Genomic DNA, 650 nt, shown 5'->3' on the forward strand with positions numbered 1-650 from the left:
CCTTGAGGTCGCCGACGCCGTCGCCGTTGCTGTCCTGGAAGGAGCGGACGAGGACCTCGTAGAAGACGGCGCGTTTGAACCAGTCCGGGTCCCGGTCCTTCTGCGGCGTGTCCTCGAAGGTGTCCGGAACGGGCTCGTTGACGATCATTGTGTGGGTGACCCCCCGATCTGCGGGTTGGACGGTCGCAGGACGGTCAGTACGTGGGCGGGTGTGCGGCCCGGTTCCAGACGTACGTAGTTGTTCCTGCCCCAGGTGTAGACCTCGCCGGTGAGCTCGTCGCGCACCAGCACGGACTCATGCCAGTCCAGGCCGAGTCGCGGCATGTCCAACGAGACCGTGGCCTCCTGGGTGTGGTGGGGGTCGAGGTTGACCACCACCAGAACCGTGTTCGAGCCCGCGCGCTTCGAGTAGACGATCACCGCTTCCTGGTCGGCGTGGTGGAAGTGCAGATCCCGCAACTGACGCAGCGCCGGGCTCCGACGCCTGATCTCGTTGAGCTTGCCGAGCAGTGGGGCGATGGTACGTCCGTCGCGTTCGGCCGTGTCCCAGTCGCGGGGGCGGAGTTGGTATTTCTCGGAGTCGAGGTATTCCTCGCTGCCGGGTTTGAGGGGGGTGTTCTCGCACAGTTCAAAGCCGGAGTAGACGCCCC

General features: G+C 65.5%; 1 pseudogene. It reads right to left on the reverse strand.

Annotation, left to right across the window (positions count from 1 at the left end):
* Positions 1–144: 144 nt before the first annotated feature.
* Positions 145–650, reverse strand: a pseudogene (locus tag RM704_RS44585) (DUF3459 domain-containing protein); the annotation flags it as partial.

Source organism: Streptomyces gottesmaniae (assembly GCF_031845845.1).
Taxonomy (GTDB): domain Bacteria; phylum Actinomycetota; class Actinomycetes; order Streptomycetales; family Streptomycetaceae; genus Streptomyces; species Streptomyces akebiae.